Source organism: Frankia sp. R43 (assembly GCF_001306465.1).
GTDB lineage: Bacteria > Actinomycetota > Actinomycetes > Frankiales > Frankiaceae > Parafrankia > Parafrankia irregularis.
The window spans coordinates 1042067-1068082 of sequence record NZ_LFCW01000002.1; the positions used below are offsets into that span (position 1 = coordinate 1042067).

At 71.2% G+C, this 26016-nt stretch carries 20 protein-coding genes and 2 pseudogenes; 8 read left to right on the top strand and 14 right to left on the bottom strand.

The window, feature by feature from the left end; genetic code table 11:
* Nucleotides 1-79 precede the first annotated feature (79 nt).
* The 5 genes from ACG83_RS12340 to ACG83_RS12360 form a co-directional block, all read right to left on the bottom strand.
* Nucleotides 80-1321 (bottom strand): EAL domain-containing protein, encoded by a 1242-nt coding sequence (locus ACG83_RS12340; RefSeq protein WP_235497843.1) that lies wholly within the window; start codon nt 1319-1321, stop codon nt 80-82.
* A gap of 230 nt (nt 1322-1551) precedes the next feature.
* Nucleotides 1552-2091 (bottom strand): hypothetical protein, encoded by a 540-nt coding sequence (locus ACG83_RS12345; protein WP_054566247.1) that lies wholly within the window; start codon nt 2089-2091, stop codon nt 1552-1554.
* 3 nt (nt 2092-2094) lie between these two features.
* Nucleotides 2095-3957 (bottom strand): VWA domain-containing protein, encoded by a 1863-nt coding sequence (locus ACG83_RS12350; protein WP_054566248.1) that lies wholly within the window; start codon nt 3955-3957, stop codon nt 2095-2097.
* A 17-nt stretch (nt 3958-3974) separates the two neighbouring features.
* Nucleotides 3975-6665, bottom strand: coding sequence for a P-loop NTPase fold protein (locus tag ACG83_RS12355; RefSeq protein WP_063793042.1), 2691 nt, complete (start codon nt 6663-6665; stop codon nt 3975-3977).
* Nucleotides 6666-6854: 189 nt separating this feature from the next.
* Nucleotides 6855-8456: an MFS transporter gene (locus ACG83_RS12360; RefSeq protein ID WP_083473161.1), complete on the bottom strand. Its 1602-nt coding sequence runs from the start codon at nt 8454-8456 to the stop codon at nt 6855-6857.
* Nucleotides 8457-8585: 129 nt separating this feature from the next.
* On the opposite strand from ACG83_RS12360, the gene ACG83_RS12365 reads away from it, so the two are divergent.
* Nucleotides 8586-9518 (top strand): helix-turn-helix domain-containing protein, encoded by a 933-nt coding sequence (locus tag ACG83_RS12365; RefSeq protein ID WP_054566250.1) that lies wholly within the window; start codon nt 8586-8588, stop codon nt 9516-9518.
* A 275-nt stretch (nt 9519-9793) separates the two neighbouring features.
* Here ACG83_RS12365 and ACG83_RS42205 read toward each other — a convergent pair.
* Nucleotides 9794-9916, bottom strand: a pseudogene (locus ACG83_RS42205) (helix-turn-helix domain-containing protein); the annotation flags it as partial.
* 21 nt (nt 9917-9937) lie between these two features.
* Between ACG83_RS42205 and tnpA the strand changes: the two are divergent.
* Nucleotides 9938-10362 (top strand): annotated as a pseudogene (tnpA, locus tag ACG83_RS12370) (IS200/IS605 family transposase).
* An 89-nt stretch (nt 10363-10451) separates the two neighbouring features.
* Here tnpA and ACG83_RS12375 read toward each other — a convergent pair.
* The 3 genes from ACG83_RS12375 to ACG83_RS12385 form a co-directional block, all read right to left on the bottom strand.
* The gene (locus ACG83_RS12375) at nt 10452-11102 is read right to left on the bottom strand and encodes a hypothetical protein (RefSeq protein WP_054566251.1); all 651 of its coding nucleotides are present in this window, start codon (nt 11100-11102) and stop codon (nt 10452-10454) included.
* A 137-nt stretch (nt 11103-11239) separates the two neighbouring features.
* Nucleotides 11240-12304: a winged helix DNA-binding domain-containing protein gene (locus ACG83_RS12380; protein ID WP_054566252.1), complete on the bottom strand. Its 1065-nt coding sequence runs from the start codon at nt 12302-12304 to the stop codon at nt 11240-11242.
* Nucleotides 12304-13323 (bottom strand): aldo/keto reductase, encoded by a 1020-nt coding sequence (locus ACG83_RS12385; RefSeq protein ID WP_054566253.1) that lies wholly within the window; start codon nt 13321-13323, stop codon nt 12304-12306. The genes ACG83_RS12380 and ACG83_RS12385 overlap by 1 nt, the downstream gene beginning before the upstream one ends.
* Nucleotides 13324-13475: 152 nt before the next feature.
* Between ACG83_RS12385 and ACG83_RS12390 the strand changes: the two genes are divergently transcribed.
* On the top strand, nt 13476-14108 hold the full coding sequence (locus ACG83_RS12390; RefSeq protein ID WP_063793043.1) for a TetR/AcrR family transcriptional regulator: 633 nt from the start codon (nt 13476-13478) through the stop codon (nt 14106-14108).
* Between the two features lie 94 nt (nt 14109-14202).
* Here ACG83_RS12390 and ACG83_RS12395 read toward each other — a convergent pair whose 3' ends face one another.
* The 5 genes from ACG83_RS12395 to ACG83_RS12415 form a co-directional block, all read right to left on the bottom strand.
* The gene (locus ACG83_RS12395) at nt 14203-15522 is read right to left on the bottom strand and encodes a lipase (protein ID WP_200931307.1); all 1320 of its coding nucleotides are present in this window, start codon (nt 15520-15522) and stop codon (nt 14203-14205) included.
* 121 nt (nt 15523-15643) lie between these two features.
* Complete coding sequence (locus ACG83_RS12400) at nt 15644-16393, bottom strand: hypothetical protein (RefSeq protein ID WP_054566255.1); 750 nt, start codon at nt 16391-16393, stop codon at nt 15644-15646.
* A gap of 109 nt (nt 16394-16502) precedes the next feature.
* On the bottom strand, nt 16503-18047 hold the full coding sequence (locus ACG83_RS12405) for a TIR domain-containing protein (protein ID WP_054566256.1): 1545 nt from the start codon (nt 18045-18047) through the stop codon (nt 16503-16505).
* A 201-nt stretch (nt 18048-18248) separates the two neighbouring features.
* Nucleotides 18249-19418 carry a thiolase family protein gene (locus ACG83_RS12410; RefSeq protein WP_054566257.1) on the bottom strand — a complete coding sequence of 390 codons (1170 nt, stop codon included), beginning with the start codon at nt 19416-19418 and terminating at the stop codon, nt 18249-18251.
* 55 nt (nt 19419-19473) lie between these two features.
* On the bottom strand, nt 19474-20241 hold the full coding sequence (locus ACG83_RS12415) for an SDR family NAD(P)-dependent oxidoreductase (protein WP_054566258.1): 768 nt from the start codon (nt 20239-20241) through the stop codon (nt 19474-19476).
* A 135-nt stretch (nt 20242-20376) separates the two neighbouring features.
* Between ACG83_RS12415 and ACG83_RS12420 the strand changes: the two genes are divergently transcribed.
* The 5 genes from ACG83_RS12420 to ACG83_RS12440 all read left to right on the top strand — a co-directional run bounded on the left by ACG83_RS12420 (nt 20377) and on the right by ACG83_RS12440 (nt 25926).
* Nucleotides 20377-21387 carry an LLM class F420-dependent oxidoreductase gene (locus ACG83_RS12420; RefSeq protein ID WP_054566598.1) on the top strand — a complete coding sequence of 337 codons (1011 nt, stop codon included), beginning with the start codon at nt 20377-20379 and terminating at the stop codon, nt 21385-21387.
* 51 nt (nt 21388-21438) lie between these two features.
* Nucleotides 21439-23154 carry an AMP-binding protein gene (locus ACG83_RS12425; protein WP_054566259.1) on the top strand — a complete coding sequence of 572 codons (1716 nt, stop codon included), beginning with the start codon at nt 21439-21441 and terminating at the stop codon, nt 23152-23154.
* A 16-nt stretch (nt 23155-23170) separates the two neighbouring features.
* Nucleotides 23171-24040 carry an SMP-30/gluconolactonase/LRE family protein gene (locus ACG83_RS12430; RefSeq protein ID WP_054566260.1) on the top strand — a complete coding sequence of 290 codons (870 nt, stop codon included), beginning with the start codon at nt 23171-23173 and terminating at the stop codon, nt 24038-24040.
* Nucleotides 24041-24472: 432 nt separating this feature from the next.
* Nucleotides 24473-25267: a GntR family transcriptional regulator gene (locus ACG83_RS12435; protein WP_054566261.1), complete on the top strand. Its 795-nt coding sequence runs from the start codon at nt 24473-24475 to the stop codon at nt 25265-25267.
* Nucleotides 25264-25926, top strand: a complete 663-nt coding sequence (locus ACG83_RS12440; RefSeq protein ID WP_054566262.1) for a YdcF family protein — start codon at nt 25264-25266, stop codon at nt 25924-25926. The genes ACG83_RS12435 and ACG83_RS12440 overlap by 4 nt, the downstream gene beginning before the upstream one ends.
* Nucleotides 25927-26016: the final 90 nt, after the last annotated feature.

A 26016-nucleotide genomic window follows, 5' to 3' on the forward strand; every position in this document is an offset into this window, starting at 1 on the left:
GTTCTTTGCGCTGATGGTCGAGAATGCTTGTTATATGCGAAGAGGCGCTTCTGTCGCATGTACCGGGATGTCTGAGGAACTACTCTCCGAACGCGGCCTGATCCGCTGGCGCGGGAGGCGGGCGGGTCTGGTCGGCGTTCGGGGGTAGCGGGAGCGGTCCCGGGGGCGCGAGGTAGTGGCCCTGCGCCTGGTGAACGCCGGCGCCGATCAGGACGTCGAGTTCCGCGGCGGTCTCGACGCCTTCGGCGAGCACCAGCCCGTCGGTCTCCCGCGCGAAGCTCACCAGCGCGGTCGCGAGTGCGCGCCGGGCCGGATCGGCGTCGATGTGCTGGGTGAGGCACCGGTCCATCTTGATGAAGTCCGGCCGCAGCTGTACGAGGTGACGCAGGCCTGCGGAGCCGCGGCCGACGTCGTCCACGGCGACCCGGACGCCCGCCCGACGCAGGACGTCGAGCGCGCGGTCCGTCGCCGGGTAGTCCTCGATGTAGTCATGCTCGGTGATCTCGAGGACGAGGCGCTCGGCGGGGACGTCGACGATCATTCTGGCGATCTCCCCGGAGACGACCGTGGTCGGAGACGCGTTGATGCCGAGCCCGAACTCGGGTGGAAGCTGCGGCAGGGCGCCGAGCGCCGCCCTGATCGCGGACACCTCGAGGGCGATGGCCAGACCCAGCTCGGCGGCCTCCGCGAAGCAACGCTCCGGGCCACCGAAACCTGGCGGGAACCGTGCCAGCGACTCCGCTCCCATGCAGTCCATCGACGGCAGCTCGAAGACCGGCTGGAACGTCATCCGGGGACCGCCGTTGTCGATCAGCTGCCGGAACCGCCCGCGCCGTGCCTCCAGGTCCGGCCGCTGGCAGGAGAGCGACTCGGCGAGCACGCCGGCGAGCAGGATCAGGGACCGCGCCTGGCGGCCACGCGCGGTGAGGACGCGGTCGCGGCTCAGGCAGCACAGCATCCCGTACGCTCGCCCGTCCGCCAGCACCACCGGGACCCCGAGGTACGAACCCGCTCCGAGCCGTCCGGAGACCTGCCCCTCGGCAACCGTCGTGCCTGTGCCTGTGCCTGTGCCCGAGCTCGGGCTCGCCTGATCGGCCGGTGCGGGCCGGTGGCCGGTGTGCCCCCGCGAGTGCCGTCGGTCGCCGTAGCGGACGGTCGAGCCGGGACGAACGCCGAACGAAACCGCGTCCCCGCTGCAGGCCTCGATCACCTGGGCCCCGCCGATCAGCCGGGACAGCCAGCAGACATCCACTTCGAGGCAGCCGCGGGCGGTCGCGAGCAGCCCGGCCACCGCCGCCGGCACTGGCTCCAGCCCAGCCACAGGCTCCAGCCCAGCGGGGTGCTCCGGGTCCGGCTCCGGCCTCGAGTCCGGCTCGGGACGAACCGAGCACGGCGGTGCCCTCGTGCCACCGCGATCCCCGCTCTCCGCCACGGCCATCTCCTCCGTGCAGCTCCTCCCTCGGATGCTTCCCGGATACCCGGCAGGCACACGGCCGGGCATGCGGGCACGGCCACGTGGCCGTGGCACGTGCCGGGGCTGGGACGTGCAGGTCAAAGATCGGGATCGTTGTGGAGCATGCCGTGCACCCGGTTGAAGCGCTCCCGCAGCTCGTCCCAGTGGACCGTTCTCGTCGGAGCGATCCCTCTGGAGACGTAGAAGCTGTCCAGAAAGCGCGTGAGGTAGGCGACGTCCAGGCTCAGGTCGCGGGCCATCGCCTCCCGTGCCGCGGCCTCCTCGATACCGGCGATCACGTGTTCCCGCCGCAGGATCAGCAACTCGACCGTGTCGGCCAGCTCGCACACCTCGTCGGCACGGGAGCGGGCGGGATGGTCTGCTCCCAGGTCCTCCCTCCACTCCCGCACCAGCCGGACGGCGTCCGCCGCTCCCAGCGGGTGCGGCTGCGGAGGAGGGGGCGGCGGCTGCGGGCCGCGTCGAGTGGCCGTGATCAGGACGAGGGCCGCCGTCACCGGCCCGGCCACACCGGCCAGCCACGGCCACGGCCCGACCAGCCCGGCCACGAACGCGCCGAGCCCGAGCACGACGGCCTCGCCGACCCCGACCGGATCCTGGAACCGCTGTGGAAGCGCCACCGTTCAGCCGAAGTTCCGGAAGACCCGGACGAAAGCCGCGTCGATGTCCAGCGGGTTGCGGGCGTCGTACTGGGCCGCCCGGGTCAGGCGCGCGATCTCCGCGAGCGTGCCGACGTCGGCGTTGTCGGCCCGGCCGTAGGGGACGGTGAAGATCCGGACTGGCGTGTCCGAGGTGCCCGGGTCCAGGGCGGCCAGCAGCGCCTTCGCGTCACCGCGGTACGGCTCGGTGTTCTGCCCGTCGCTGAGCAGCACGATGGCGTTGATGCGCTCCGGGTCCGCGTTCGCCGTCATCATCTCGCTGGCCCGCTGGGTGGCCTCGAACAGGGCGGTGTCCCCGCGTGCCCGCAGTCCCCGCAGCCGCTCCTGCAGCGCGGCGCGGACCGTACCGACCGGTGACACCGGCACGACCTCGGTGTAGGCCGGGCCTGAGGAGAACGTCCACAGGCCCACCTCGTCATCGTCGTCGAGCAGCGTGAGCGCACGTTCGGCGGCCGGGATCATCAGCTGCAGCTTCGTGCGGTCGACGGCCTTGTCCGGGTCGTCGACCGGTTCGTTCATCGAGCCCGACACGTCGAGCAGCAGCACGCGGGCCTTGCGCCGTACCCGGTCCCAGTTCTCCAGCATTGCCGCGAGCAGCTTGCCGTCGGGGATCGGCACGAGCGCCGGCATCTGGTCCGCCGGTATGCCGAGCGTCCGTACGAGCTGCTCGGTCGGCCGGGTGGCCGTGGCCTGCTCGCCGTTCTCGCCGTTCTCGCTGTTCCCGCCATGCTCGGTGGAGCTGGCGGGCAGCGGGCGGAAACCGACGTCGGCGAACAGCCGCTGCTGGTCGTCCTCGACCAGGAAACGGTAGAAGTCCTCCGCGACGCGGCGCTGCGGCGGCGTCGCCGAGGCCAGCACGACGAACGGGTGATCGAGCTCGAGCGTGCCGTCCTGCGGATACACCACCCGAAGCGGACGGCGTGGCTGGCGCTCGTCGCTCATCTGGGCCGGATCGCCGCCGGGCGCGCCTCGGTTGTACAGGTAGACCATCTGCTCCTGGATGACTATCGCGTCCACATACGGCCGGTAGGCGGCCTCGTCCTGTTTTTGCTCGGCGTCGTAGATCTGCTGCATGAACAGCACCGCCTCGTCGCCGTAACGCGAAACCGACGACTCGATTCCGTGCACGAAACCGACGACGTCCGGATCGTTGAGCCAGTCGGAGGTGGGTGTGGTCGCGGTACCGGTGGCGTGGGCGGCGGCGAGATAGGTGGCGACCGTGGCGGCCAGCCCGGAGGTCGACGTCTCCGCGTTGTCCCGGCCGAGCACGAACTTCCCCCAGTCCGGTCGGCCGTAGGCGGACCAGCCTTTCCGCGCCAGGTCGAGCACGTCCTTCCAGGTGGCGAGCGGGGCGCTGTGCTGCGCCAGCGTCTCGGCCACCGGCTGCGGCATCGCGATGACGAGCATGCTCCGGGTCACGGACCGGTGCGCGGGCTCGGATACCAGGAGGTCGCCGTGCCCCTCCTGCGCGAGCAGGCTCGTCCACATCGACGATGTCGGCAGCCACACCTGCGGTGGGTCCTTCTTGCCCTCGGCGAGGTCGTTCTTCGTCGCCCCGGAGGTGCGGGCGCTGAGCTGGACGTGCCCGCACAGGCCGGCCACGGCGCGCCCCGCGTCGTTGTACCGGTCGACGAGCTGCGCCATCACGCCGGCCTTCTCCGTGGACGAGGTGACCCGGATCGTCTCCGTGCGGTCGCAGTCCGCCGGGCCGTGGCCGCCGACCGCGACGCGCGGCGCCACCGCGGTCACCGCGACGAGGACGACGCCGACCAGACCGCCGAGTGCGTGACGGCGGCGGAAGAACCGGTGTGCCCGTCCGCCGAACACGGTCGCCTCCTGATGGGTCAGCGGGGCTCGGTCAGATCCCAGGTCTCGAAACTGAACCGCGCCGTCGTTCCCGCCCAGCGCCGGTAGGTGGGAAGACTACTGTGTACGGAATTCCCGTCTCCCAGCAGAGCCAGCAGACGCGCCCAGATGTCGTGTACCCGCCAGGGCTGTTCGCGGCGGGACAGCTCCTCGATCAGCTCGTGGATACCGGTCCCGTCGACTTGTCCGTGTAGCGCCTTAATCAGGGTCCGGCCGCCTTCCGGATCGGCCACGAGTACCGCGAGCAGTACGAGCACCGCCTGGTAGGGGCCGTTTTCGTCGGTGCCGATGAAGTCGTCGAGCTCGTTGTCGGGAATGCCCGCGCGCACCAGGCGGTACAGATTGACGAACCGTTTCAGCGCGCGCGGTGTCTCCAACATCGGGCGCAGCCGCTGGACGAACCGCAGCTCCTGGGGACGCAGCCGCAGCTGGTCCGGCTGGGGCGGCATCTCGCCGGGTGTGGCCGCCCGCCCGGTGCGTCCCGGCCCGGGCCGGTCGGGCTCCCCGGAACCCGGGCGCGGCCTGGCCTCGGGCGGTTCGGCCTCCCGGCGCCGGGGGCGTTCGTCCTCGGCAGCCGTCGGCACGAGCCACTCGACGTAGCGGTCGGCCTCGGCCCCCATCGGCCGCAGCGCGAAGACCACCTGGAAGATCTTGTCCAGGTAGTCGAACGGTGTCGCGCCGCCGGCGGCGTCCGCGTTCCCGGCGAAGATCTCGGCGTAGTACTGCTCGAGGCAGCGCCGAAGCCACCGGGGATCCACGGCGACCACCACGACGAACAGCGGAAGCGCCAGCAGCATGTGCACCGCGGCGAGAACGTCGACCACCCTGCGCGGTGAACAGCGGTCGAGGTCGTCGATGTAGAGGATGACCCGCTCCAGCGGAGGCCTGCCCCGGGAGCCGGTCCTCGTCCACTCGGCGAAGGCCCGCCGCGCGCTGTCGCTGAGCTGGCGCAGGTCGGCGTGGACCTGGCCGAGCAGCCCGCGATACTGGTCGTAGGCGCCCGACCGGGCCTGCTCGATCACGACCGCCAGCCGCTGCGCCGCGTCGAGCGTGGCCAGCTGCATCCGGGTGTCCCGCGCCTGTTGTTCCAGGACGTCGACACGCCGCTGGTCGAGCCCGCTGACCGCCTGCCAGGCCGCCACGAGCCAGCCGACGATGGGAAACCCGGCCAGCACGGCGACGACGCCACCGACCGCCACCACCGGAGCCGGGCCCCACAGCAGTCCGACCAGACCGGTGCACACTCCCAGCACCAGCACCGCCCCCGCGAGGACGAACCGGCCACGCCACCGCGCGAGGTCGACCCGCCACAGCCGGGCCCGGGCCCGCAGCCGCTGCGTCCAGTCGGTGTCCTCGGCGGCCAGGTCCTCGAAGGCGCGCAGCCTGTCGCGCAGGACCTCCCGCCTCGCGCGGATCTGCTCGGTGTCCGACGGCTCCGGCTCGACGAGGCCGGCGAAGAGGTGCTCGGCCATGCCCACCCAGAGGTGGTCGTCGTTGTAGTGCCAGGCGTCGAAGCGCACCTGGCGGATGTTGGTCGCGAAGATGCTGCGCGCCGCGCTGCGGCTGGACTGCTGGGCCAGCGCGGCCACCCGGTCGTGGAGCTGGCGGGCGAAGCTCGACTTGCCGGAGCCCCACCGGCCGAGCAGCGCGATCGCCAGCGGCGGCTCGGTCGAGCGGTCCGCGAGGAGCGCGGCCATGGCCTCGACGTCCGTGGCGAACCCGAGCAGGTCGAGCGCGCTTTCCTGATCGCTGACGTGGCCGGGCAGCGGGCCGGGGGCGGTGCCAGGCGTGATCCGCGCACCCGTCGCCAGGTCCCACAGCCGGATCGTGCCGTCATCGGTGCCGCTGACCAGGCGCTTGTTGTCCGGCGTGACGGCGAAGGCCCGCACCGCGCTGTGGTGGCCGCGCAGCCGCACCGGTGCCTGGCCGGGCTGCTCCGCACTCCACACCCAGATCCCGCCATCGAGGCCACCCGCGACGACCTGCCTGCCGTCCGGGGTCACCGCCAGGGTGACCGGGTCCTCGCAGCCGGTCAGGTCGACCGCGGTGCGGGAAACCGCCGTGTCCCAGTACCGCACAGCTCCCTGGATCGCGACGGCGATGTGACTGCCATCGTGGGAGGCCGCCACGGCGACACTGCCGTGCGCGGCACCGTCCAGCCGGCGCAGCTCGGCCCCGTGCCGATCCGTCACGCGGACGATCGGCTCCGATCCGCCGGTGACGACCTGCCCTCCGTCGCTCACCGCGATGCTGTCGACGCGCCGGTGGCCGCTGGGCCAGCTGCCGGTCCCGGGTGGCTGGACGACGACGTCTTGGCCGGTGTCGATGCTGACCACGGTGTCCCCGCGGGGCGAGACGGCTGTCTCGGCGACGCGCCTCGGATACGGCACCGAGGATGGCGCCGCGGACGAGGCCGCGGCGGGCTCGCACGCCCAGACGACCGTCTTCCCCTGGTCGCTGGAGACCACCTGGCACTGCTCGTCCACCGCCACCGCGAGGACGGGGCCGGTGTGCGCGTTGTGTTCGGTGAGCAGCCGGCCCGACGGCAGGTCCCAGACCCGGATTCTGCTGTCGGCTCCGCCGGTGACGATTCGGCGGCCGTCCGGGAAGACCGCGATCGCGCGCACGGCGCCCTCATGTCCGGCAAAGAAATCTGCGGGTGTGGTCATGGTGGTCGCCGAGAATAGCCGGCACCGGCTCACCGGCCCACCGGGCCCGCGCGATCGGCCTATCCGATGGCTGACATCCAGCCGGGTGGAGCCGGAAAAGCCCCCACCCAGCCGGCGCGGCCGTCGGCGGATCTCGTTGTCGCTTTGCTGTGAACAGGGTGGAGAAACCCTCTGGAAAACGCACCCGCCTCACCCGGTCGTGCGCCTGGCGGCGTCGGTCGCTGTGCGCGCTGTTCGTGTCCGCAGGCGGGGGAGGATGGCGGCGACGGCGAACCCGGCCGCGATCGTGACGGCGCCGTCGATGGACAGGGCCATCCTGATGCCGTCCAGCGTCGCCTCGTCGGCGGCGAGGGTGCCGGGGGCTCCGGCGGCGTTCGCGGCGACGACCGCGCTCAGGATCGGGATCCCGACGGTGAGCCCGATCTGCTGGGTCATGGTCGCGAGCCCGGTGGCCAGACCCTGTTCGTCGTCGGGCAGGTCCGCGGTCGCCGTCACCAGGAACCCGACGATGCCGAGGGCATGGCCGAAGAACCCGAGCACCGACGCGATCATCACCAGGGTGAGCGAGGTGCGGTCGAGGTCGACGAACGCCAGCGCCACGGCGGACGACCCCTGGACGAACAGCGCCGTGACGAGGGTCGTCCGCGGGCTGATCCGGCGCAGGACCCGCGGCGCGACGATGCCGGCGGTGAAGGCCGCCGCGCCCGGGACACCGAAGATCAGCCCGGTGACCATGGCGGAGTAGCCGAGCAGCTCCTGCAGGTAGACGGTGAGCAGGAAGACGATCGCGCTGCCCATCGCGAAGATCACGAATCCGCCGGCGTTGCCGCCACCCACCGCGCGCCGGCGCAGCACGGCCAGTGACGCGAGCGGATGCGAGCTGGTCGACTCGATGCGCCAGAAGGCGACCAGCAACGCCAGGCCCACCCCGGCGGTGATCCACACGACGGGCCGGCCCCAGCCGTCCTCGCCACCGGTGGAGATCCCGTAGATCAGCGCCACCAGCCCGCCGGTGACGGTCAGCGCACCCGGGACGTCCAGTCGCCCACCGGTCTCACCGCGCCCGTCCGTGACCACCCGCGGTGCGGCGGCCAGGATGGCGAGCGCGATCGGCACGTTCAGCAGGAAGGCCCAGCGCCAGCTCAGGTACTGCGTGAGCAGGCCGCCGATGAGGGCGCCGATGGTGAACCCGGCCGGCAGGAGCGCACCGTTGAGCCCGAGCGCCCGCTGGCGGGCCGGCCCCTCCGGGAACGTGGTCACCAGCAGCGAGAGCGCGGCCGGCGTGGCGATGGCCGCGGCCATCCCCTGGCCCACGCGGGCGGCGAGCAGCACCGCCGGCGTGCTCGCCACCCCGCCGACCAGCGAGGCGACGATGAGCAGCCCCAGCCCGACCATGAACAGCCGGAGCCGCCCGGTGAGATCGGCGATCCGCGCGAACAGCAGCGTGAAGCCGGCGGACGGGAGCGCGAAGGCCGTGGCGATCCACTGCAGGTGGCCCTCGGAGATCCCCACGCCGGCGCCGATGGAGGGCAGGGCGACGTTCAGGATGGAGAAGTCGACCGCGAGCATGAACTGCGTTCCGAGCAGCAGCAGGAGCGCGACGCGCTGCCGAGCGGTGAGCCGGTCGGAGCCCGCCGCCGCCGGCAGCGGGGGCTGCGGAGGCTGCGTCGTGGCGGGCAGGTCATCCGGTGCCTGCCGGCCGGGTTCCGCGGAACCGCGTCCGGTCTGCGCCTGCGCCCGTGCCTGCGCCGGGACGGCGACGGGCGTCGGTGTGGCGGTCGTGTCGGTCATGGGCCTGACGATCCAGGCGCCTGCGCGGGGTAGCCATCGCCTTGCACGGGCTATCCACCGGGTGGGTAGCCCTGGCAGGGTCACCTTCCAGGTGCCGAAAACGTCTGCCGGCGGAGCGACAATGCCAGAATGACCGAGCTCGGTGAGTTCCTTCGTTCGCGTCGCAACCGGCTCGCGCCCGCGGAGGCCGGTATCGCCCGCCCAGGTGATCGGCGCCGGGTGCCTGGCCTGCGCCGCGAGGAGCTCGCCCAGCTCGCCGGGGTGAGCGTCACCTACTACACACGGCTGGAGCAGGGCCAGAGCCGCAACGCCTCCGACGCGGTGCTCGGCTCACTCGCCCGGGTGCTCAGGCTCACCGACGACGAGCAGGCTCACCTGCTCACCCTCGCCCGCCCGGAGCGGGCGGCCCGGCGCAGCCGCCAGCTGGAGCGGGTACGTCCCGGGGTCCGGATCCTGCTCGAGTCGGTCCGTGACAGCCCGGCCCTCGTGATCGGCCGCCGCACCGACGTGCTCGCCTGGAACCGGCTCGGGCACGCACTGGTCGCGCCGCACCTGGACTTCAACGCCCCGGACCGCTGCGCCTCCCGCCCCAACATGGCCCGGCTGATCATGCTGGACGCCCATGTCCGCGACCTCTACGTAAACTGGCGGCGCAAGGTCGAGGACCTCGTCGGCTATCTCCGCCTCGCCTCGGGGCAGTATCCCGACGACGAGCAGCTCACCACCCTCATCGGTGAGCTCTGCGTGAAGAGCGAGGAGTTCGCGTCGGGGTGGGCGCGCCATCCGGTCAAGGACTGCGCCAGCCACGTGCGGGCCTACCGCCACCCGCTGGTCGGTGAGCTGACCCTGCACGAGGAGACGCTGCGCCTGCCGGAGGACCACGGCCAGCGCATCGCCATCCTGTCGGCCGAGCCGAACTCGCCGACCGCCGAGCGGCTCGCGCTGCTCGCCTGCCTGGGCGCAACCGCGCTCCAGGGGCCCTGCGGTCCTCCCGCCCAGCCCAGGGCTGACCGGGAGGCGGTCGCCGAACCCGCAGGCCCCGCGCGGGGGCCGGGCGCCTGACGCCCACGGGAAATCTCCCCGGACACTGCTTTCACTCCCGGGTATCTCCTTCAGCTCGGCGGGCCGCGGTCGCGATTGGCCCGCGATCTGGACAGAAGTCCGGATTTCGTCAGGCGGTGGCGTGGGGATCTGCGCAGGTCCATAAGAATGCCGCCGAATTCGGCCCCTAGCCCGGGCTGCCGACGTACGCTCGATCTCGGCCGTTTTCCGGGGGGAGGGCGTTCGTGCGTACTGGCGCGATGCGGGTCGGCGTCGTACTACCGATCGTCGAGTAGCGCCTCGTCGCGCAGCCGGATCGCGTCGTTGAACACGACCCGGGCGCAGCCGAACGCCCGCGCGAGCGCCTGAACCTGCCCCGGTTCGGGATAGGCCCGGTAGCGGTACCGCACGATCGGCATACCACCGATCATGCTTGCCCTATGGACATCTCCGACGACTATCGGCGTGGTAGGCATGTGGTTTCTGCACTTCACGTCCACTTGGTTTTCTGGCGAAGTACCGGCGTGGCGTGTTCGACGAGGCGATGCTCGACGCCTACGAACGGACGATGCGCGACGTACGCGCCGACTTCGGCACCCGCCTGGTCGCGTTCGACGGCGAAGACGACCATGTGCACCTGCCGGTCGAACACCCACCGAAGGTCGCCGTGTCCGCGCTCGTGAACTCTCCGAAGGGCGTGTCCACGCGGATGCCACGGGCCGAGTTCACCGGCCGGGTGAACCACGCCTCGATACGGGGGCGTTTCTGGTCGCCGTCATACTTCGCGGTCTCCGCCGGTGGAGCCCCCATCGCGCTGCCGCGCGAGCACATCGAAGGCCATCGAAGGCCAGCCCCGATGCGCTGACCCCGCCCTGAAGGACGGGGCTCGCGCGCTACGTTCCTCCGGTCAGACGTGGCCCGCGGCGAGGATCCCGGTGCCTGCGGCGTCGCGGGTCAGGGTGTGGGGTAGGCGGTGGTCACGGTGCCGGCCTGCCCGTGGAAGGTGAACGTGACGCCGAGCGGCACGCTGACCACCTCGGGACGGGAGAACCCGAGCGGGTAGGCACCGGTCGCGTCGGGCAGCCCGACGGAGAACAGGATCTGTTCGGCGAGCGGCACATCCGCGTTGATGAGGATCCAGTTTCCGACCGCCGTGTGGCTGAAGGTGCGCAGGCTCAGCGACACCGTCGCGCCGGTGAGGACCCTGCGGAAGACGAGCTGGCCGTCGATCTGCGCGGTGATCGACCCGGCACCGCGCTGCGGGGGCTCGAGCGGGAAGGTGAGCCGTTCCGAGAGCGGGTTCAGGCACACGCTGGTCTGGCCGGGCGCGGTGGCGTAGGCGATCACACCCGCCCTGGCGAGCGCCAGCAGGAACTCGCGGTTGAAGGTGAACTGCGCGGTGCCGACCCCAGACGCCGGTGTCGCCGGTGGAGTCGGGGAGCACAACGGCCCGGATGAGGCGGCGGCCTGAGCCGCCAGCGTCGCGGCGAGGCCCGGCGCGGCGGCCGGGCTGGCCGCGCCTGCGGTTCCCGCCGTCGCGGTGAGTGCGGCCAGCACTGATAACAGGCCCGCGACAAGGATTGGCATCTTGTGTCGGATGGTCATGGGCGTCCCCCTCGACAGCACACGCACACCTTTGGGCGATCAAGCTAGCCGGAACCGCTCGTTCGCGCTGTGAATACAGTCGAGCACCTGCCGTAAGGTGCCATTGAGGGTTCTGGTTCGGCGCCGGCCGCGGCCGGTCAGGGCAGGAGTGTGGCGACCCGGTCGATCTCCGCGCGCACGGGTGCGCTCAGGCTCGTGAACGGCGAAGTCTCGATCGTGTCCCCGCGGCCGCGTGGCCGGCGCCGTTGCCAGGTCGCGACGATGCGGCCGTCATGGACGACGGTCGGTCGGAACACACCGTTGCCGCCGGGGACGACCCGCTGGAAGTCCTCGCGGCCGAGCATCGCGGACCGGTCGGTGTAGCCGAGCACCAGTTCGTCGAACGCGGGCAGCAGGTGGACGGCGCGGGCCTCGTCCCGGCAGGCCGCCAGGCGTTCCGGGGTGAGCGGGTCCATCAGGTGCTCGACGCCGTCCACGTCCAGACCGGCGAGGCTTGGCCGGGCCACCGCGACGGCGGTGCGGACGTCCGCCGCCAGCAGCTTCGTCCACTTCGCGAAGTCGTCTCGGCTGGCCGGCCCGTGCCCGCGGAAGTAGGCGAGCGCCAGCGCGCCGAGAGCCTCGTCCCGGTCCAGCTGCCGGGGCCGGCGCACCCACTCGGTGACCAGGACGAAGGCCTGCTGCCCGTCCTGGGCTGGGCCGAGGCAGAGCGTTCCGGTCTCTGCCAGGTGGACGATCAGGTGATACCCGCGCTGGCCACCGGTGACGATGCTCGCGGCCTCCCAGACGGCGTACAGCTCGTCCCGGAGCAGGCGGCGGCCCCCGGCCAGCGCCTCGACGGCCCGCGTGCGGGCCTGCTCGAAGACGGCGGAGTCCAGTCCGAGCTCGGCTCGGCGCCGGGCGGCGAGGGTGGCCAGCCGGGGAGCGGTGAGCGCGGTGAGCCAGCCGAGATCCTCCGCGGGGACGGTATGCAGCGTGCCCCTGATCGGCCAGCTGGTGACCAGCTCGCCGGCGTCGAAGGCGGCTGCCACGCCAGCCTGGTTGCGGGTGGTGGTGCGCAGCGCGACGGACATCAGCAGGCTTCGCCGCTCCTGCGCCTGCAGGCCGCCGAGCGTGCGCACCGCCTCGGCCGGTGTCGCCGCGGGCTCCCCGGCGAGCCGCTGCGCCACCAGCCTGAGCAGGCCGATCTCGGACGTACCGGGCATTACCGCTCCTCCTGCAGGGTGACGGGTAGGCCGGTGACGGGCCTGTTGGGCGGTGCCGAGAGGTCGTCGAGCCGTGCGGCGAGATCGGTCGGCAGGTCGAGGTCGAGGCTTGCGAGGTTGTCGGTGAGCTGGTCGATGGTGCGTGGGCCGAGGATCACCGAGGTGATGCCGGGACGCCGCAGAGCCCACGTTATGGCGACGGCTGACGGGGTGGTGGCGAGATGGTCGGCGACCTCCGTGACGCCGTCGGCGATGTCGAAGCTCCGGTCGCGCAGGAGTGTGGCCGCCCAGCGGGCGGCGGTGGGGTTGAAGGCGAGCCACTGGTGCAGGCGGCTGCCCGGTGCGGGCTGGGCACCGCGTCGGTACCGGCCGGCGAGCACGCCACCAGCGAGCGGTCCGTAGGCGATGGCGCCCAGGCCGTGGCGCGAGCAGGCCGGCAGGATCTCGGCTTCGATCTCGCGGGCGAGGAGCGAGTAGTGGGGCTGGAGGCTGATGAAGGGCGTCGTTCCCAGCCGCTGACTCGCCCACTGGGACTCGATGATCTGGCTGGCGGTGTAGTTGGAGCAGCCTATGTAGCGGACCTTGCCCTGGCGGACGAACCCGTCCAGGGTCGTCATCGTCTCCTCGACGGGCACGTCCGGATCCCAGCTGTGGCACTGGTAGAGATCGACGTGATCGGTGCCCAGGCGGCGGAGGCTGGCGTCCAGCGCACGGCTGAGATGGCGTCGGGACAGGCCGCGGTCGTTCGGGCCCGGGCCCAGCGGGCCAGCGCCCTTGGTGGCCAGTACGACCGAGTCCCGGCGGGCGGCGATGGCGCGTCCGACGACCTCTTCCGAACGTCCCCCGGTGTAGATGTCGGCTGTGTCGATGACGTTGCCGCCCCGGTCGAGGAATGCGTCGATGATCCGGCGTGCCTCCGGTTCGTCGCAGGGCGCGCCGGGACCGGCGCCGAAGTTCATGGTCCCAAGTGCCAGCCGCGACACCTTGAGGCCGGATCGTCCCAGCAGTGCGTACTCCACAGGATCTCCTCCATCTATCCGGGGCGCCGCCCCGCTTAGTGGTGACCACACTGTACGGGGCGGCGCCCCGCTTCGTGCCGGGAGCTCGTGGCGCAGACTGTGGAACGCGCAGGAACGTAGCCGGCCGCGAAGGTGGAAGGGAGTGCGGTGCCATGACGGACCGGACGGGCATCGCAGGCACGGCGGCGGCAGAGACAGACCCGGGCACGTCGCTCTCCGGGCGTCCACTGCGGGCTGACGCGCGGCGAAACCGGGCGCGAGTGCTCCGCGCCGCCCGTGACCTGTTCGCCGCCGACGGCCTGTCCGTTCCGCTGGACGAGATCGCCCGACGTGCGGGCGTCGGCGCGGGCACGGTGCACCGTCATTTCCCGACCAAGGAGGCGCTGTTCGCGGCGGTCGTCGTCGACCAGGTGGAACAGCTCGTCGCGGATGCCGCCACATACGCCACGAATGCCGATTCCCGTGAGGCGCTGCTTGCCATGCTGGCCCGAATGCTGGCGGAGGGCATCGAGAGCAGGCCGCTCAAGGCCGCGCTCGCCGGAACGGACTTCGATATACGAACCGCCGCGCCCGACGTCGCGGCTCGTCTGCGCGAGACTCTGCACGACCTTCTCCAGCGCGCGCAGCGGGACCGCGCAGTCCGCGGCGACATCGACGTCGACGATCTGTTCGCCCTGCTGGCGGGGGCCTTCGCCACTCTGCGCCACGCGGACGCAGAGGGGGCCCCCGACCGGTTCGCGCGTCTCAACGCCGTGCTCTTCGACGGCCTGCGCGCACCGAGGTAGGCAGGCGGTCAGCGCGACATCTCCGTTCCTTTTCAGGAACCGGGGCGCCTGAAAGGGAACGGAGGAAGCGCGGCCGCGGTGGGGGCTCGTCTGTTCAGAGGGTCAGGAACCAGCGGACGATCGCGGCTGTGCCGAGCAGCTCGGATCCCTCGTGCACGAAGCCGCTGTAGTCACGGTTGACCCCCAGGTCGACAAGCCGAACCCGGCTGCCGCCGGCGGCGAACCGCTCCTGGCAGTGGACGGTGTTGAGGTTCGCCGCCTGCTCGTCACCAGGGCTGTAATACAGCCGGGACGGGGCGGCCGGAGCCCAGCCCGAACAGACGCTGTCGAGTACCGTCAGCGCCTGCGCGAACGCGCCGGAGGGCTGGGCCAGCAGCGCGAAACCCTGGGGTGTCAGCAGGTCCGCCAGTGTGTCGGGAAGTCCGTTGAGAACCTCGAGGCCCTGGTGGGTTCCGTCGAACAGTTCGGCGACGTCCACGTAGGACGGCTGGAATATCGCGGCCGGTGCGTCGTAGATGTGATGAAGCCGGTTGTAGGCGACCAGCAGGTACGCCGTGTAGGCCACGGAGAACTTCGGATGCAGCTCGCCGCCCAGCATGGCCGGGATCTGGGCGTTCTGGAAGTCGTAGCCACCGCTGATCGGTGCGAGGGCACCGAGCCGGAACCACGGGTCCGCGCCGTCGTGCAGGGCTCGGCCCAGCCCCAGCGCGGCCGACGCGCCCTGGGAGAACCCGGTGGCCAGCACGTCCCGCCCGAGCTGGGTCCCACGGCCGGCCAGGAACGAGCGGGCGGCCCGCAGCAGGTCGAGCGACGCGGTCGTCTCCGACGGGACGTCCATCCACGGGTGCGGCCCCGGTCCCTCACCGAGGCCGAGATAGTCGGCTGCCACCGCCGCGAAACCGGCGGCGGCGAACGTGATCGGCGGACCGGTGAGAAATCCGTCGGAGGACGTCGAGGGCGCGTCACCCTTGAAGATCTGCGTTCCGTGCGCGAAGAGGACCGGCCGCAGGCGCCGGTTGTCGTTCTCCGGTATGGCCAGCAGGCCGCTGGCCGTGGTCGGTGCGCCGTGGGCGTCGACCGTCCGGTACACCAGCCGGAACGTGCTGACGCCATACCGGACGGTGCCGGCGTCGAAGCTCTGCGCACGCAGAAACGCCTCGACGTCGGCCCGAGCCGCCAATGTTGTGAGTGGGATCGAAGAGACGAGATCTCCACGCGACGGGACGCGGTGGCCGGCCGTGCCGTCGTGATCCTGGACAGCCCAGTGCCCGGGGTGGTCGGTGGCGAACGCGGGAACAGCGCCGATCGGTGGCGCCATGAGAGCGGCAGCCGTTGCTCCGGACACGGCCAGGAAGCTGGCACGATGCAGGCGCGACCACCGGAAACGTACCTGCCGGTCGGGGTGGGAGGTCATGATGCGGAACGCTAGGCGCTGCCTGCTTTCCGTGACCGCCGGCCGCCTGGTGTTTTTCTGGTGGGGTTTCCCCCACCTTTCTTCGGCGCGGGTGGCCGGCGGCCACGGCGATGCTGGAGTGCTACTGCTGGTCCAGCATCGCGACCATCTGGGCGGCGACGGCGGTGACGAGGTCGTCAGCCGGGTTCTGTGCGCTCATCACCATGGCCATGGACCTTACCTGGCCCTTCCCGAAGAGCAGAAACTCTGTGTAGACGAGGGTGGTCTCGCCCTCGGTCGTCTGGTTCTCCGCGAAGGAGAATCGGGCCGCCGCGCCGTCCGGGAGCGGGACGTCCCGCTCCTGGACTCCATCAATCACCTGCGTGCCCTGGGTGGGATTCTCCGTGTCGCCAGCGGCGGACCCTTTGACATCCTCGAGGAGGCAGTCGTGGAACTTCTGAGTGCGCACTGCCGCGACGTCGTCCTCGACCTCCTTCGCGGGCAGGATGTCCACCTCGGAGTACACGACGACGGTCGCGTCGCCACTGGTCAGCGTCGGCCCGTTCGCCCAGCTGATCGAATCCGGAGAGGAACCGAAGGTGTTCTCGCATCCCGCCAGCTCCGCGCGTTCCGCGGAGCCCGGGCCATCGGTGCCGGGCTCCTGCTCGAAGCCGCTGGTCTCCGGCCCCCCGGTGTAGACATAGTCCGTGGCCTTCAGCGCGCGCGCGGCTGTTGTTGCCGCCGGCCTGGCAGATGTCACCGCCGGTGCGCTGGAACCGCTGTCGTCCTTTGCCGCGCACCCGCCGAGCGTAAAGGCGAATGTCAGCGCGGCCGCGGTGGTGACGGCGCCGACGTGCCCACCGAACCCTGCCGCGCCAAAACGAAAAGCCACTTCTCTCCCTGATGAGCTCCGAGATTTTGCTCGGCGCACATTACCAGGTGATCTACTGGCCGTTCCAACCTTGATCGGCGGATCCCCGGGCCCGATGTCCGTGGGATTCCTACGCCGGTGCGCGTGGGAACGGCGGCGGATCGACGGGGCGGTAACCACCTTCGACCGACCGGCGGATCTGTTCGATCAGGTGCTCCTGGGCGCCGGCGGGGTCCTCCTTGAAGGGAACCAGGTCGATGTACCGGATGCCGCCCAGCAATGCTTTGGGCTCGCAGTCCTCGATCCTGACGGGGATCAGCCTGCGGTGCCGTCCGCCCGGGTCGCGGCCGAACGCGGTTCCCCAGGCGGCTCCGACCGCATCCGAGGCGAGATAGGCCCGTGACAGCACGACGATCGTGCGTTCCGAGTACTCCAGGCCTTCCTGGAGTGCCAGGTAGTAGTTGGTGCCCGCAGGATCCCAGGCTTCGTGACGGACGCGGTATCCCTGCGCCTGCAGGTACCACGTGATCCAGTCTCCCCACGCCTTGTCGGTACTGAGCGCGGAGACGAAGAAATCCCACTTGGCGCCGTCCGCCTGAACCGGAACATCCGTACTGCCCGGAACATCCGGAATGCCCTGGTCATCCGGGCTGCTCGGGTTGGCCGGGCGGGCCGCTGTGCCTGCGGGAGTGGTCGGGGTTTCCGCACCCGCAGGGCTGCTGGTGGGGCTGGCCGGCGGGCGGGTTGGCGCGGGGGGCAGTGGGCGGCCGGGAAGGGTCAGCCAGGCGGTGGCGGAGAACTTCTTCACCGTCACGTCGACTTCGCGGAAGTCGCCCGGGGAGAGCCCGCGCAGCCGGCGGGCGACCACGGAGTCGAACAGCGTGGCGGAGAGGATCAGCGCCAGCTCCGCGTCCGGATCCTGCTGCAGCAGTTGACGGATGGGTGTCGAGTCGACCAGCCGCGCGGCGATCACCACGGTGTCACCGGCCCAGCCGGTGCCGTGCTCGAGGATGTCGCCCTCATGGATCGATACCCGCAGCCGGATCCGGCCGAGCTTGTTGCGGGTCGCGTTGTACTCGTTCAGCGTGATGCCGAGCTCGCGGACGAAGTCGGCGACGATCCGCGCTTTCGGGGTGTCGGCCGAGAACACCATGAGGAAGCCGTCGCCGCGGTCCTGCCGCAGCGGCGCGGGGGGTATTCGGGCCTCGGCTAGGGCGCCCTCGATGATTCCGCGCAGCCCGTCGCGCAGCTGCTTCTGCTCCAGCATGTTGAGATCGCTGTAGCCGACGGCGTCGAAGGCGATGACGGTGCCGTTCGTGGGCAGTTCACCATCCGCGCGCGGCGCCTGGCCGGTGTCCCGGCGCGGGCTGCTCACGAGTTCGCCGTGTTGGGCGGCGGCCAGCCCCGTCTCGAATGCCTGGTTGGCGGGGTAGGCGTGAGCCGCGATGGCGAGAATCCTGCGGCGGGCATCGGGGAGCGCGCCCTGGTGGAGCGTGGCGTTGACCGCATGCCAGTACTCGATCGCGGTCGACGTCCCCTGCGGCTGCCGTTCGGGTTCCAGGCCAGCCTGCCGGAGCAGCTGACCAGCGGAAATCCGCTCGGAGTAGACGGCCGCGAGGGCCTGCACCTCCGCCTCGGCCAACGAATGGACCAGCGGCCCGCTGCCGCTTGTCACCGCGACCTCGACTCATCGACCTCGGACACAGACCGCCTCCCCGTACCTGCCGGCGCCGTTGGCTACCTTTTCCTTGCGGAATGCAGGCAGACTATCCGGCGCCGGCAGAATCATTGCCGTCGGTGGCCGGTTTCTGACCAGGTGCGGCGATGATTCGAGGGAGATGCCGGCGGGAGATGCCGGCCGGCGCGGGGCGGTGGGTCAGATGATCTCAATGATCATGGCGGCGCCCATCCCGCCGCCGGCGCACATCGAGACGCAGCCGAGGGTGGCGCCGCGGCGGCGAAGCTCGCCGACCATGGTGACGACCATCCGCGCGCCGGTGGCGGCGATGGGGTGACCGAGGCTCGCCCCGCTGCCGTTCACGTTGACGATCTCGGGGCGGATGCCGAGCTTGCGCACGGCCGCCACCGGCACCGCGCAGAACGCCTCGTTGATCTCGAACAGGTCGATGTCGGCGAGGGTGAGCCCGGCGCGGTCGAGCGCGCGGGGGATCGCGAGGGTGGGCGCGAGGCCGGTCAGTGCCGGGTCGATGCCGGCGGTGGCCCAGGAGCGGATGCGGGCCAGCGGGGTGAGGCCGTGGGCTGCGGCGTAGTCGTCGCTGGTCAGGGTGACCGCGGCGGCGGCGTCGTTGAGACCGGCGGCGTTCGCGGCGGTGACGGTCGCGTTCGGCAGCTCGGGATGCAACAGGGGCAGCGTGGCGAGGCGTTCCAGGGTGGTGCCGCGGCGGGGGTGCTCGTCGGTGTCGAACCGCTTGGTCGTCCCGTCGGGCAGGGTGACGTCCAACGGGATGATCTCGTCGACGAAGGCGCCGGAGTCGATGGAGGCCAGCGCCCGCTCGTGGGTGTAGACGGTCCACTCGTCGACGTCGCGGCGGGTCAGGCTCATCTCCCGGGCGGTGTTCTCGCCGACGGTGATGGACATGTCGAACGCGGGGGCCTCCGGCGTCTCCGGGTGCGACGGGGCCATCCAGGGCTGGTACTCGCCGGTGGCGTCCCGCTTCGAGCTGCGGGCCGCGTTGGTGAGGCTTTCGGTGCCGCCGGCGATGACGACGCGGTCCATGCCGGCGCGGATGCTGCCGGCGGCGAACGTGACGGCGGTCAGGCCGCCGGCGCAGTGCCGGTTCGTCGCGGCGCCGGAGGCATTGAGCAGGCCGAGCCGGACGGCGATGTTGCGGGCGATCACCCCGCCGCCCTGGTACGACTCGGCGAGGACGATGTCGTCGACGTCCGCCGCGGGCACGCCGCTGCGTTCCAGGACGGCCGGGACGACGGCCTCGGCCAGCTGGAACGCGTCGAGGCCGACGAGGCTTCCCTTGCGGGTCCGGCCGATCGCGGTGCGGGCGGTGGAGACGATGACTGCTTCGGTCACGGGGGATCTCCTCGATCTCGACCGGACGACTACCTGGGTTTGCCTGGGGCCTGGGTTACTTGGGCGGGAAGCGCAGGGCGCCGTCGAGGCGGATGTTCTCGCCGTTGAGGTAGGGGTTGCGCACGATCGACTCCACCAGCAGGGCGAACTCCTCGGGCTTGCCCATCCGCTTGGGGAACTGGATGGTCTCCACCAGGCGTGCCTTCAGGGCGTCCGGTGCGCCGAGCATGATCGGCGTGCCCATGGTGCCCGGCGCGATCGCGCAGACCCGGATGCCGGCCGGAGCGAGGTCGCGGGCCATCGGCAGCGTCATGCCGAGGATGGCCGCCTTGGCCGCGCCGTAGGCGAGCTGGCCGGCCTGCCCTTCGAGGCCCGCGATGGAGGCGGTGTTGACCACCACGCCGCGCTCCCCGTCCTCGGTGGGCTCGTTGCGGCTCATCGCGGACGCCGCGAGCCGGGTCACGTTGAACGTGCCGATCGCGTTCATGTTCATGACCTTCACGAACGCGTCCTTGTCGTGCGGCGTCCCGTCGCGGGCTACGGTGCGCCCGGCGATGCCGCCGCCGGCGACGTTCACGACGACCGACAGGACGCCGAGATCCTGCGCGGCGGCGATGGCGGCGAGGACCGCGTCGTCGTCGGTGACGTCACCGCTCACCGCGGCGGCGGCCGGGCCGATGCTGTCGGCGAGCTCCTTGGTGCGGCCCTCGTGCAGGTCGAAGACCACGGTCTTCAGGCCGATGCCGGTGAGGTGGCGGACGCAGGCGGCGCCCAGCCCGCCCGCTCCGCCGGTGACGATCGCCGAACGCCCTGCCAGATCCACTGGTTCCTCCCACGACGAACAACATCAAGATGGGACAATATTGACATCAAGATCGAAAAACTGTTCAAGATCGAAAAGGCTCGAACTTCGAAATTGACATCGAAGTTGCAAAAAAGTTATTGTGCGCGAGTGTCGGTGTCAAAGGTTGCGCTAGGGCTCAGTCTCGCCGGAATCCGCGGTGACGCGGCCACCCTCGCCGCGGTCGCGCGGCGGGCGGAGGAGTCGGGGTACGACTCGGTCTGGACCAACGAGGCGTGGGGTAACGACGCGTTCACGCCGCTGGGCGTCATCGCGGCCGTCACCTCCCGGCTCGGGCTCGGCACCGCCATCGCCCAGATCCCGGCCAGAACGCCGGCGACCACGGCGATGACCGCCCTGACGCTGCAGCAGCTCTCCGGCGGCCGGCTCACCCTCGGGCTCGGCGCCTCCGGGCCACAGGTCGTCGAGGGCTGGCACGGTGTCCCGTTCCGCCAGCCGGTGCGGATGACCAGCGAGTACCTGGCCGTGCTGCGCAAGGCGCTCGCGGCGAAGGAGCGGCTGGAGTTCGCCGGCTCGATCTACACGATTCCCTACGCGGGGGCGGATGCCACCGGCCAGGGCCGGCCGCTGCGTTCCACGATGCCGCCCGCCCCGGACACGCCGATCCTCGTCGCCGCGATGGGCCCGAAGAACGTGGCGATGACTGTCGCCGAGGCCGACGGCCTGCTGCCATACCTGTGGAGCCCGACCCGCTGGAGCGCGGCCTGGGGTGAGACCCTGGCCAAGGCGCCGGCCGGGTTCCAGGTCGCCCCGACCGTCCTGGCCTGCGTCGGCGACGACCTCGACAAGTGCCGTGACCAGGTCCGTCCGCGCATCGCGCTGCACATCGGCGGGATGGGCTCGAAGAAGACGAACTTCTACGCGGCGTTGGTCTCCCGCTACGGGTACGAGGCCGAGGCCGGCCACATCCAGGACCTCTTCCTCAGCGGCGACCGCGCCGGAGCCTGCGCGGCCGTCCCCGACGAGCTCGTCGACGACCTGGCACTGGTCGGGCCGCTCGAGCGGATCGCCGACCAGCTCGCCGCCTGGCGCGACGGCCCGGTCACCACCATGATCATCGAACCGGCCGACCTGAGCATGCTGGAGCCCATCGCCAGCCTGTGGTGACGTAACCACGCCCGGTCCGTGCCAGAGAGTCAGACTTCGAAGGAGACAGCCATGCCAGCAGCGGCGACCGGGGGCGCGCAGGAAGCGGCAGGCGCGGGCACGGCGACCACGGCAGACGTGGCTGCGGTCACGGCTGCGGCCGCCGTCGCGTCCGCGACCACGGTCGCGGATGTCCTGCTGGCGCGGGCCGGGCAGGACGAGCCCGCGTTACTGGTCGCTGACCGGCAGTGGAGCTACCGCGAGCTGGTCGAGGAGGCGTCCCGCCGCGCAGCGCTGTTCGAGCAGCTGCGTGACGCCGACCGCCCCCCGCACATCGGCGTCCTGCTGGAGAACGAGCCCGACTACCTGTTCTGGCTGGCCGCGGCCGCGCTGTCCGGGGCGGTCGTCGTCGGCATCAACTCGACCTACCGCGGGGACGCACTCGGCCAGCTGATCCGGCACAGCGACTGCCAGCTGCTGGTCACCTCGACCGGTCAGCAGCCGCTGCTGGCCGGCGTGGACACCGGTGTCGCCGCCGACCGGGTGCTGCTGATCGACGATCCCGACCACATCGCGCTGGTCGCCCGCCAGCCGGCGCAGCCGCCGCGGCGGCAGGCCGCGCCCGACGACCTGCTCCTGCTGATCTTCACCTCGGGTTCGACGGGCCTGCCGAAGGCGGTGCGCTGCACTCAGGGCCGGTACGCCCGCACCGGCGCGCACGTCGCGAAGATCGCACAGCTGGGCGCGGGTGACGTCGTCTACTCCCCGCTGCCGTTCTTCCACTCCAGCTCGCTGTTCACCGGCTGGTCGTCCGCGCTGAACGCCGGCATCCCGATCGCGACCCGGTCGAAGTTCTCCGCCTCCAACACGCTGCCGGACGTCCGCCGCTTCGGCGCGACCATGATCACCTACACCGGCAAGGTGCTCAACTACATCCTCGCCACCCCCGAGCGGCCCGACGACGCCGACAACCCGCTGCGGCTCGCGGTCGGCAACGAGGCCTCCGCGCGCGACATCCGCGACTTCGCCCGCCGCTTCGGCTGCACCGTCCGGGACAGCTACGGCTCCACCGAGGGCATCATCATCATCCGCCGCGACCCGGCGATGCCCGAAGGCGCGCTGGGCGTCGCCGACCCGACGGTGAAGGTGCTCGACCCCGACACCGGGCTCGAATGCCCGCCGGTCACGCTCGGCGCGGACGGACGTCCCACCAACCTGGACATCGCCGTCGGCGAGATCGTGGAGACCGCCCCGACCGGCGGGTTCGAGGGCTACTACCGCAACGAGGCGGCCACCCAGGCCCGTTTCCGCGACGGCTGGTACTGGTCCGGCGACCTCGCCTACCGCGACGCCGACGGCTGGCTGTACTTCGCCGGCCGCTCCAACGAATGGCTGCGCGTCGACGGCGAGAACTTCGCCGCCGCCCCCGTCGAAGCCATCGTGGGCCGCTACCCGGACGCGCGCTCCGTCGCCGTCTACGCCGTCCCCGACGACCCGGTGGGCGACCGGGTCATGGTCGCCCTCGAGCTGCGCGGCGGTGCCGAGTTCGACCCGGCGGCCTTCGACGCCTTCCTCGCCGACCAGCCCGACCTCGGCCCCAAGTGGGTCCCGGCGTTCGTCCGCGTGACGCAGGAGCTGCCGAAGCTCGCCAGCATGAAGATCGACAAGATGCGGCTGCGGCGCGAGGCCTGGCAGGCCGACCAGGTGGTCTGGCGCCCGGGCAAGGGCGAGCCGCTGCGCCGGCTCGACGAGGCCGACCGCACCCGGCTCGCCACCCTCCTCGGCTGAGCGGGGGAGCGCACCCATGACGACGCTCGAGCCGGCGGGCACCCGCCCGTCGCTGCTCACCGACGGCCTCGTCTTCGCGGAGGGCCCCCGCTGGCACGCCGGCCGGCTCTGGTTCTCCGACATGCACGGCGAGGCCGTCCACACCGCGACCTTGGACGGAAAGACCACCAAGGTTCTGGCCCTGCCCGGCGAGAAACCGTCAGGCCTCGGCTTCCTGCCGGACGGATCCGTGCTGGTCGTGGCCATGAAGCGCCGGGCACTGCTGCGCTTCACCACCGACGGCTCGTCCGAGGGCGCCTCGTACCAGGTGCACGCGGATCTAGCGCACCTGGTGTCGGACGAACTGAACGACATGGTGGTCGACACGACCGGCACCGCCTACGTCGGCAGCTACAACACCGAGCCAGGCACCGGCGTGATCGTGCGGGTCGCCCTCAACGGCTCGGCCGCGATCGCCGCGACCGGCCTGGAGTTCCCCAACGGCACGGTCATCACCCCCGACGGTCGGACGCTGATCGTCGCCGAGTCCAAAGGCCGCCGCCTCACCGCGTTCGACCTCGACGACCAGGGCAACCTCGCACACCCCCGGACGGTCGCGACCACCCCGGACGCCGCCCCGGACGGCATCGCCCTCGACGCGGCCGGCGCGATCTGGGCCGCGTTCCCCCTCGCCCACGAGTTCCGCCGCATCCTGCCCGGCGGCGAGGTGACGGACCGGATCAGCACCGGCGAACGCATGGCCATCGCCTGCACCCTCGGCGGCGACGACCGCCGGACCCTGTTCCTGCTCAGCGCGAAGAACTGGAGCGCCGACGCCCTCGCCGGCGCCCGAACCTCCGTGGTGGAAACCCTCCGCGTCCCGGTACCCGGCGCCGGCCTGCCCTGACCGCTTGTCGCCGCCGGGATCAGGCGTGGGGGTTCATGTCCCCCCCAGCGATGCGACCTCCACTGCCGCCGCACCCGACGCCCGACGCCACGCCAGGCGCTCACGGCCATACACGGGCACCTCGAAGCGCCGACCAAGTAGCTCATCCAGGTTCCATGCCTTCACCCGCACCCCCAGTCATCGGCAAACAGGCAGACGATCTGCCCGGCGGATCGACGGCCCCGGGCACGGCCAGGACATGGATGTGTGTGGTCCGACGCCACACCCGGGACAGTCAGAGAACAGCGCGCCAGTGCCGGCCATCGGAACCGGTGCCACTCGCGTTCTCTTGTTGCCACCTCCTAGCGGAAATCTTCCTAGGAAGCTTGACCAGGCCTGCCCCACCCTCCTAGGTAGGTCAAGACCTTCCTAGGAAGCCTCTACACTCGCGCAATGAGCAGCAGCAGGCGCGGGGCATCTGATCGGATCTGGGCCGATCTCCGCGAGCAGATCACCACCGGACGCCTTGCCCCGGAGACCGCGCTACCTTCGACCGCCGAACTGGCCCGGCGCTACGGCGTCGCGACCGAGACGGCCCGCCTCGCCGTGACCCGTCTCAAGGAAGAAGGCCTGGTCAGCGGCAGAACCGGAGCCGGTGTCTACGTCCGCTCCCGGCCACATCTGCGCCGACTCGGGATCGACCGGTACGACAAGGCCAAGTGGCGCGACGCCGATCTGGTCGCGTTCGCCGCCGACCGGATCGCCTCCGGTCGGACCTGGAAACCCGGCGACCAGACGCAAACGGTCTGCCGCCTTCCCGCACCACCCGACGTCGCCACGGCACTCGGGATCCCCGAAGGCGCTGACGTGTACGAACGCGCGCGCCTGATCCGCGAGAACGACGAGCCCACGCACACGCTCACCAGCTACTACCGGCCCGAGCACGTCGAGGGCACCCGCCTCACCGAGGACACCGCCGGCCCCGCCGGTCCCGGTGGGGGATTCCGGGTCCTGTACGAACAGGGCCTCGAGCCCGCCTGGATCGAAGAAGACCTCCGGGCACGAATGCCAACCCCCGACGAGGCCACGACCTTGCAGCTACCGCCCGGCGAACCCGTCGTCGAGCTGCACCGGACCACCTTCACCGCCGAACAGACGCCCGTCGAATACGCCGTCGGAGTCCACGCCGCGTCACGGTTTGCCTGGTCCTACCGGTTCCCGGTACCCGACAGCACCCACCGCCCATGACCCCAACCGCGACACTGCCCACGGCGATACGAGGCCCGGTCGAAGTGCTCTGGAACTACCACGACCTGCACCACGACCCCCAGCCCACCGACATCGGCATCGGCCTGGGCAGCCACGACCTCAGCGTCGCCACCTGCACCGCCACCCTCTACCACCGCGGCCTGTTCCCTCGGATCGTGTTCACCGGCGCCAACGCCCCCACCACCATCGACACCTTCCCCCGCGGCGAAGCGGTCCACTACCGCGAACACGCCCTCACCCTGAACGTTCCCGACGCCGCCATCCTCATCGAGACCACCGCCCGCAACACCGGCGAGAACATCACCCGAACCCGCGACCTCCTCACCGCCCACGGCATCACACCCAGGTCCGTGACGCTGATCTCCAGGCCTTACCAGCAGCGCCGCGCCTACGCCACCTGCCGCAAACTCTGGCCAGACGTACACGTCCGGTGCGCATCCCTACCGGTCACTCTGGACGACTACATCGCCAGCATCGGCGACGCCGACCGCGTCGTGTCCATGCTCGTCGGAGACACCCAACGCATCTGGCTCTACGCCGAACGCGGCCACGCCATCCCCCAGCCCATCCCCGACAACGTCCGCGACGCATACCGCGAACTCACCGAAGCCGGCTACACCAGCCGCCTGATCACCTGACCGCCGAGCCACACCGGCAGCACCGAGCAGGCCAGGCGGACCGGAGTGTCTAGTCCCACCTGATGCTTGACGGTTTCGTCCCGGCTCATG

What these genes read in the sequence shown, in the direction of transcription:
- ACG83_RS12355 (WP_063793042.1), bottom strand. Translation starts at nt 6,665, where the DNA reads ATGACCACACCCGCAGATTTCTTTGCCGGACATGAGGGCGCCGTGCGC.
- ACG83_RS12360 (WP_083473161.1), bottom strand. Translation starts at nt 8,456, where the DNA reads ATGACCGACACGACCGCCACACCGACGCCCGTCGCCGTCCCGGCGCAG.
- ACG83_RS12365 (WP_054566250.1), top strand. Translation starts at nt 8,586, where the DNA reads ATGACCGAGCTCGGTGAGTTCCTTCGTTCGCGTCGCAACCGGCTCGCG.
- ACG83_RS12375 (WP_054566251.1), bottom strand. Translation starts at nt 11,102, where the DNA reads ATGACCATCCGACACAAGATGCCAATCCTTGTCGCGGGCCTGTTATCA.
- ACG83_RS12380 (WP_054566252.1), bottom strand. Translation starts at nt 12,304, where the DNA reads ATGCCCGGTACGTCCGAGATCGGCCTGCTCAGGCTGGTGGCGCAGCGG.
- ACG83_RS12390 (WP_063793043.1), top strand. Translation starts at nt 13,476, where the DNA reads ATGACGGACCGGACGGGCATCGCAGGCACGGCGGCGGCAGAGACAGAC.
- ACG83_RS12395 (WP_200931307.1), bottom strand. Translation starts at nt 15,522, where the DNA reads ATGACCTCCCACCCCGACCGGCAGGTACGTTTCCGGTGGTCGCGCCTG.
- ACG83_RS12425 (WP_054566259.1), top strand. Translation starts at nt 21,439, where the DNA reads ATGCCAGCAGCGGCGACCGGGGGCGCGCAGGAAGCGGCAGGCGCGGGC.
- ACG83_RS12430 (WP_054566260.1), top strand. Translation starts at nt 23,171, where the DNA reads ATGACGACGCTCGAGCCGGCGGGCACCCGCCCGTCGCTGCTCACCGAC.
- ACG83_RS12435 (WP_054566261.1), top strand. Translation starts at nt 24,473, where the DNA reads ATGAGCAGCAGCAGGCGCGGGGCATCTGATCGGATCTGGGCCGATCTC.
- ACG83_RS12440 (WP_054566262.1), top strand. Translation starts at nt 25,264, where the DNA reads ATGACCCCAACCGCGACACTGCCCACGGCGATACGAGGCCCGGTCGAA.